The 6861-nt window shown below is 62.0% G+C and carries 3 protein-coding genes; all 3 read left to right on the top strand.

Annotated elements, in window-relative coordinates:
- Positions 1-881, top strand: an 881-nt coding sequence (locus LJE91_16390; protein ID MCG6870247.1) for an efflux RND transporter periplasmic adaptor subunit, incomplete at its 5' end; no start/stop codon positions are given.
- Positions 882-959: 78 nt separating this feature from the next.
- On the top strand, positions 960-4085 hold the full coding sequence (locus LJE91_16385) for a multidrug efflux RND transporter permease subunit (GenBank protein ID MCG6870246.1): 3126 nt from the start codon (positions 960-962) through the stop codon (positions 4083-4085).
- Between the two features lie 1190 nt (positions 4086-5275).
- Positions 5276-6556, top strand: a complete 1281-nt coding sequence (locus LJE91_16380; GenBank protein ID MCG6870245.1) for a GAF domain-containing protein — start codon at positions 5276-5278, stop codon at positions 6554-6556.
- Positions 6557-6861 lie beyond the last annotated feature (305 nt).

Below are 6861 nucleotides of genomic sequence, written 5' to 3'. Positions count from 1 at the left end.
CCGAAGGCGCCGACGTCGAGGAAGGAGATCTGCTTTACACCATCGAACCGAAACCCTTCGAGGCGAGCCTGAAGAAGGCCGAGGGCGACCTCGCTCAGTCGCAAGCCAACCTGAAGAATGCCGAGCGCGAGGTCAGGCGTTACGCGAAACTGCTCAAGACCGAGGATGTCTCCCGGGAGCGCTACGACGAGCTGGTCACAGCCGCCGAGGTCGACGCCAGTCAGGTCCAGACGGCGCAGGCGGCCGTCGACCTGGCGAGGCTGAACCTGGGTTACACGAAGATCCATGCGCCCTTCAGTGGCCGCATCGGCAAGACCCTCGTGGATACCGGCAACCTCGTCGGGCCGAATCACGCGGATAAGCTGGCCCTGCTGGTGCAGCTCGATCCCATCTACGCCTACTTCCACCCGCGCGACAGGGACCTCGCGCAATTGGCGGGCAGGATCCAGGTTGGCAGCACGCCGGTCGAGGTCAGACCGCCCCACGGCGCGGATCGGACCTGGTCCGGCAAGATCGACTTCGTCGACAACACCGTCGACAGCGCAACCAATACCATCACCCTGCGCGCACGGGTCGACAATCCCGACAAGACACTGTTGCCGGGGCAGTACGTCAACGTGCGCGTCGACCTGGGCGAACGCCCCGATGTCCTGCTCGTGCCGGCAGAGGCGCTGGTGGAGCGGCAGACGCGACTGCAGCTCTACGTGGTGGGACCGGATGACAAGGTCGAGGTCAGGGACGTCGAGGCCGGGCCGCAGATCGGTGAACAGCGCGTGATCGTCTCGGGTCTCAAGTCGGGCGAGCGGGTTGCCGTGACCGGGTTGCAGAAACTCAAGACCGGAACACGAGTGAAGATTCGAACCGAGAAGGCGAAACCGTAGCGGCGGGAACGGTCGGTCCCGGAATCACGCCTCCCGTTCTCTCCTCCGATTCCCCTTCGAAAGGACCGTCGCCAGGCAATGTTCGTCAAGTTCTTCATCGACCGACCGGTCTTCGCCTCGGTGATCGCCATCATCTTCGTGCTGGCGGGGGCCTTCTCCATTCCCTTTCTGCCCGTGGCGCAGTTCCCGTCCATCACGCCGCCGACCGTGGTCGTGGACGCCACCTTCACCGGCGCCAACTCACGGGTTGTCGAGTCGACCGTGACCGCACCGCTCGAGGAGCAGATCAACGGTGTCAAGGGCATGATCTACATGTCCTCGACCAGCGCCGACGACGGCAGCAGCACCATCACCGTGACCTTCGAGGTGGGCTACGACCCGGATATCGCCGCGGTCGACGTCCAGAACCGCGTGGCGCTGGCCCAGCCGCAGCTGCCGCAGGAAGTGGCGCGTGAGGGGATCGACATCGAAAAGCAGGCGCCCTTCGTCACCCTTTGCATGGGACTGGTGTCGCCGGACGGGCGCTACGATGACGCCTATCTGAGCAACTATGCCGACATCCACGTTGCCGACCCGCTGCGCCGCATCAAGGGTGTCGGAGCCGTGACGCTGTTCGGTATGCGCCGCTACGCCATGCGGATCTGGCTGGATCCCGACAAACTGACCTCGCTCGGCATGACCGCGACGGACGTTTCGGATGCGATCAGCGCCCAGAATCTGGATGCGGCAACGGGCGCCCTGGGCCAGCCGCCCGCGCCGGCGAATCAGCAGTTCTACTATCCACTCGAGGCAAAGGGCCGCCTGCAGGCCGTCTCGGAATTCGAGGACATCATCCTGCGTGCCGAACCGGGCGGTTCCATCGTACGTATCCGCGACGTGGGCCGTGTCGAGATGGGCGCCGAGACCTACGATGAATACGGTGCGCTGAACGGCGAGAAGACGATCAACATCTGCCTGTTCGAATCCCCGGGCGGCAATTCGCTGGATATCGCCTCGCGGGCCTACAAGGAGATGGCGCGCCTGTCGCGGCATTTTCCGGACGGCATGGAGTACCGTGTCATCTACGACACCACGCGTTTCGTGCGCGCCTCGATCCGCGAGGTCGTCGTGACCCTGCTCGAAGCCATTGCCCTGGTGTTTCTGGTGATTTTTGTGTTTCTGCGCGACTGGCGGGCGACCCTGATCCCCGCAATCACGATCCCCGTGTCCCTGATCGGGACGTTCGCGCTGCTGAAGATCATGGGCTTTTCGGTCAACACCTTCACCCTGTTCGGTCTGGTCCTGGCGGTAGGCCTGGTGGTCGACGACGCCATCGTCGTGGTCGAGAACGTGGCGCGCCAGCTGGCGGAGAAGAAGCTCTCCCCGCGTGAGGCTGCGGCGATCGCGATGGAGGAAGTGACCGGTCCGGTCATCGCCACGACCCTGGTGCTGTTCGCGGTCTTCGTGCCAGTGGCGTTCCTGCCCAATGTCTCCGGGCAGCTCTATCGGCAGTTCGCACTGACCATCGTGTGCGCGGTGGGGATCTCGGCGATCAATGCGCTGACCCTGAGCCCCGCCCTGAGTGCGGTTTTCCTGCGCAGGAAGGAGGCGCGGTCAGGCGGCGCACTGGGTGGTTTCGCCCGGGGATTCGCTTCCCTGCAAGACCGTTACGAGCGTGCCGTGCATCGGCTGGCGCGCCACTGGATCTGGGTCATCGGCGCTTTCCTCGTGCTGGTGGCGGCGACGCTTTACATGTTCCGTCTCGTTCCCGTCGGCTTCGTCCCGAATGAGGATCAGGGGTATTTCATGGTTACCATCGAGCTGCCGGAGGGGGCCTCGCTGCAGCGCACCCTGGCGGTCATGAAGCGCGTGGACGATATTCTCCTGGACACCACAGGCGTGGTCGATGTGGTGTCGTTCGGCGGCTACAGCTTTATCGAAAGCGCCTCCGCCTCGAACGTGGCCAATGTCTTCGGGATACTCGCGCCCTGGTCGCAACGCAAGTCACCCCAGCTGCATGTGGATGCCATCATCCGGGAGGTCAGCCATAAATTTGCGGAGATCGAGGATTCGGTCATCGCCGTGTTCAACCCACCCGCAATCCACGGCATGAGCCAGACCGGTGGTTTCCAGTTCGTCCAGGAGGACCGCGAGAGCCTGCCGATCCAGCAACTGGCGGAACTTGCGAGGCGCATGGTGGAGGAGGGTAACGAACGCCCGCAGCTGCGGGGGCTCTACACCAGCATCAACGCGGATACGCCGGGATACTTTATCGAGCTGGACCGCACCAAGGCGATGACCGAGGGGATCGGGATCTCCGACATCTTCGAAGCCCTGCAGATCTACATGGGGTCGTACTACGTGAACGATTTCAACCGCTTCGGCCGTGTCTATCACGTCTACGTGCAGGCCGAACCGGACGCCCGTGCAGCCGAGGAAGACATCAACCGCATCCATGTCCGCAACCGCGCCGGCGGTATGACCCCGCTGGGCGCCCTGGTCACGGTCCGGCCCGTGACCGGCGCGCGCGACATCACCCATTACAACATGTACCGTGCCGCGACGATCAACGGGGAGGCCGGCGACGGCTACAGCTCCGGGCAGGCCATCGCGGCCATGGAGGAACTGGCCGCCGATCTCCTGCCGCCGGGCTACGGATACGAGTGGACCGGACTGGCCTTCCAGCAGTTGAAGTCCGGACACCTCACCGCCGTGGTCTTCGCGCTCTCACTGGTCTTCACCTTCCTGTTTCTGGCTGCACTTTACGAGAGCTGGAGCATGCCGTTCATGATCATCCTGGCGGTACCGCTGGCGATCCTGGGTGCGCTTTCAGCCCAGTATATCCGGGGGCTGGACAACGACATCTACTGCCAGATCGGCCTGGTGATGCTGATCGGGCTGGCCAGCAAGAACGCCATCCTGATCGTGGAGTTCGCCCGTCGGCGGCGCAGGGAGGGACTGTCGATCGTCGACGCCGCGGCCGAGGCGGCCCGCGTACGGCTTCGTCCCGTCCTGATGACCGCCTTCGCCTTCATCCTCGGCGTGCTGCCGCTGGTCTTCGCCGAGGGCGCCGGCGCGGCGGGCCGCCACTCCATCGGCACCGCGGTCTTTGGCGGCATGCTTCTGGCGACGGTGCTGAGCCTGGTGCTGGTGCCGGTCCTGTACATCGTGATCGAGACGATGCGCGAACGTGGGAAAGGGAAAGACAGTGTCGAATCGGCGTAGGATGCCGTGAGCGATCGGACGACGGCCCGTCCGGATCAGGCAGCTCGATGTCTTCCCGGCCCTCTGGCAAGCCGGCAACTGAGCCGTAATCCACGAGCCGTTCCTGCTACTGCTTGTCCCAGCCCCCTCCTGCCCAACTGTCGTTCATGGTCTGCACAATCGGAAATAGATGGGGTCAGGTCTAGAATTGTAACATGTTGCCGACAAAGCTATATACTCGCGAGTCGACGGCACCGAAGGGTTGGGCATTTGTTTCAGGTGCGCCACAAGGCGATCCGGGTGGACAAGGACAGCTATCTACTGGAACTCTCGCGGAATGTGGTACTGCACCCTGTGAGGGTGGGGATGGTTGAACATCCCGGAGATTGGCCCTAGAGTCGCTTCCGCGCGAGGGTCGGTGATGCGCCGGTTCCGGGCTGGCTGGCGACCGATGGCCTGCTTGCCCAACTCGGCAGGCGTCGCAACGAGGCACGGCGGTGTTGCAGGAAATTCGTTGCCGAAGGTGGGACAAGTATCTGGTCAGGACTACGCCAACGGATCTATCTCACAGACGACACGTTTGCCGCGAAGATGCAGGGAAAGATCCCGGTGCAGACCGATCAGCTGAATATCCCAAGGGCCCAGCGCAGAAGGCCTGCGCCACCGCCGGAAAGGAAACCGAAGACGCGTGTTTGGTCAGAATAGACAGCCTCGCGATGACAAAGAGATTCGCGGCCGCGCCGCGATAAAGAGGCAAGGCAGTGCTGTTGACAAGGGCCGGCTAAATGGTGACTCCTAGTTTTTTTGCTGCAGCCCAGCGTAGACTCGGCAATAAGTCCATACAGAAAGGCCAAAAGCGACCACGAAGACACGAAGCAGGATTCAGACTCCAGGCCGGAGGTTAAGGCGATTGCCGGAAAATGACATACCAGATTGCGTCGGATTTTCGTTCGTCATCAAGGCGCGACAACAGGCGCATAGTCAAACTATGTCACTGTTGTCGTAACACAGAGGACGGACGAAAAGACAAGCAGGATGGTATGTCATTTGACAGAAATCGCCTAAGACTGTGCGTGGCGATGCAGGGGTAATCTTCCTCAGCGTGCTCTGCGGTCTCCACGGTGAGGTCCTTCTCTCGGCGAGCTTTGTGCCCTTGTGGTCAGAATCGAGGATCCTGGATATGCATTGAAAAGCGAGTGTCGGAGGCGGTGATGGATGAGTTCAGGGCGGAGGTGATCGAAGACGTCACGATCATCAATGGCATCGCGTTCCCGAAGTGGCTGGAGAAGCGGAAGCTCATCATCACCGGTCCACCAGGCTGCGGGAAGACGACGATTCGGGAGGCTATCGGTGGGTGGCCCGAGGAAGGTTATCTCGACCTTTCGAGTAAGGACTGGTGGAAATCGCCGGTCCTGGTCCACAGGCCGCGGGAGCTCCATTTCGGTTTGCCCTTCGTGGGCTTCAGAAAGGCGGTTCCTGTCTACGAAACCGACTCACTCGATGACTCCTCCTATCTGGAGCTGGACCTGTTTCGCATCCCCCTGCCGCCCCCGAAGACTCATCCACTGGGGACAGACTTTCGCGGAAGGTTTACGTTTGAGTTCATCCTGCTACCCGCAGAGAAGACCTTCGAGCTTCGAAAGCGGCGTGCGGGAGCTGGGACTCACCACGTCGACGAGGCGCTCACCCTGTCGAGGGTAAGAGAAGAGCTTGAATTCTACAGGCAACTCGCCCTCTTATTTCACCAGAGCGGCATGAGCGTATACGTCCGTGACGAGCTGGGCGGCAGGCCAAAGAGAATGGTGGAAAAGGCCTTCGTCCACCCGGCTGACTCTGGAGAGCGGGGAGAAGAGCTCTACCGTCACCTCAATCAGATCAGACTCCGGGAGAGACTGCTGAACCGTTCCTGGAGTATTCGCGGAAACAAGGACCTGCTCGAGCTGTTCGTGGAGATGATACCGAGGGTCCTGAACGTCGAGCGTTGCAGCATCTTCATCAATGATCCCGCTACCGACAAGGTGTGGCTGCAGACCGGCACGGGGCTGGATGAGAAGGCGATCGAGGTGGACAAGAGCGATTCGCTGGTGGGCCAGGTCATCGCCAGCGGTGAGTACATGGTCAAGGAGGACATGCACGAGCTGGAAGGGGCGCACAAACGGGTCGACGCCCAGACGGGGTTCGTGACCAGAAACGAGCTGTGCGTCCCCATCAAAAGCCTATCCGGCGACAAGACGGCTGGCGCCATCCTGGTCCTGAACAAGACGGAGGGGCCGTACTTTGCGGAGAAGGACCGGGTATTCCTGGAGAAGGTCGCCAGGCACCTGCAGGCGGCCATCGAGAGCGTCTTTCTCCGACAAGAGCTCATGGACTTCTCAGAGCTCTTGAGCGCGCGGGCGCGGTTCTCGGAATGGGCCAGGTACCTGATCTGGACGCTGATCATCGTGGCGTCGGCTCAGGCCGTGATCATCGCCTACCTCTGGAGCCCGACCTGAGCGCTGGCGGCTGTGAAAGCCTGTAACCGGCTTCGGCCGGCCGCACGGCTTGCCAGCCCCGCAGAAGAAGGGTGGCGGGACATGGGACTAGGTCAGGCCGGCGAGATCCGGCCCGGCCTTTCGAATCGCTTCGGGTACCTCGAAGCGGGAGAAGTTCTCGTTAAAATGCCCGATCAATTTCCGCGCCGCTTCGTCGTAGGTGGGCGAGGGGGTCAGGTCTCGAATTTTAACATGCTACCCACCAAGCTATATTCTCGCGTATGGCCAGACCGTTGCGCATTGAATTCGCCGGTGCCCTGTACCAC

This window comes from Gammaproteobacteria bacterium, assembly GCA_022340215.1.
GTDB lineage: Bacteria > Pseudomonadota > Gammaproteobacteria > JAJDOJ01 > JAJDOJ01 > JAJDOJ01.
Note: the sequence above shows the minus strand (reverse complement) of the source record. Positions and strands in the feature narration are given on the sequence as shown.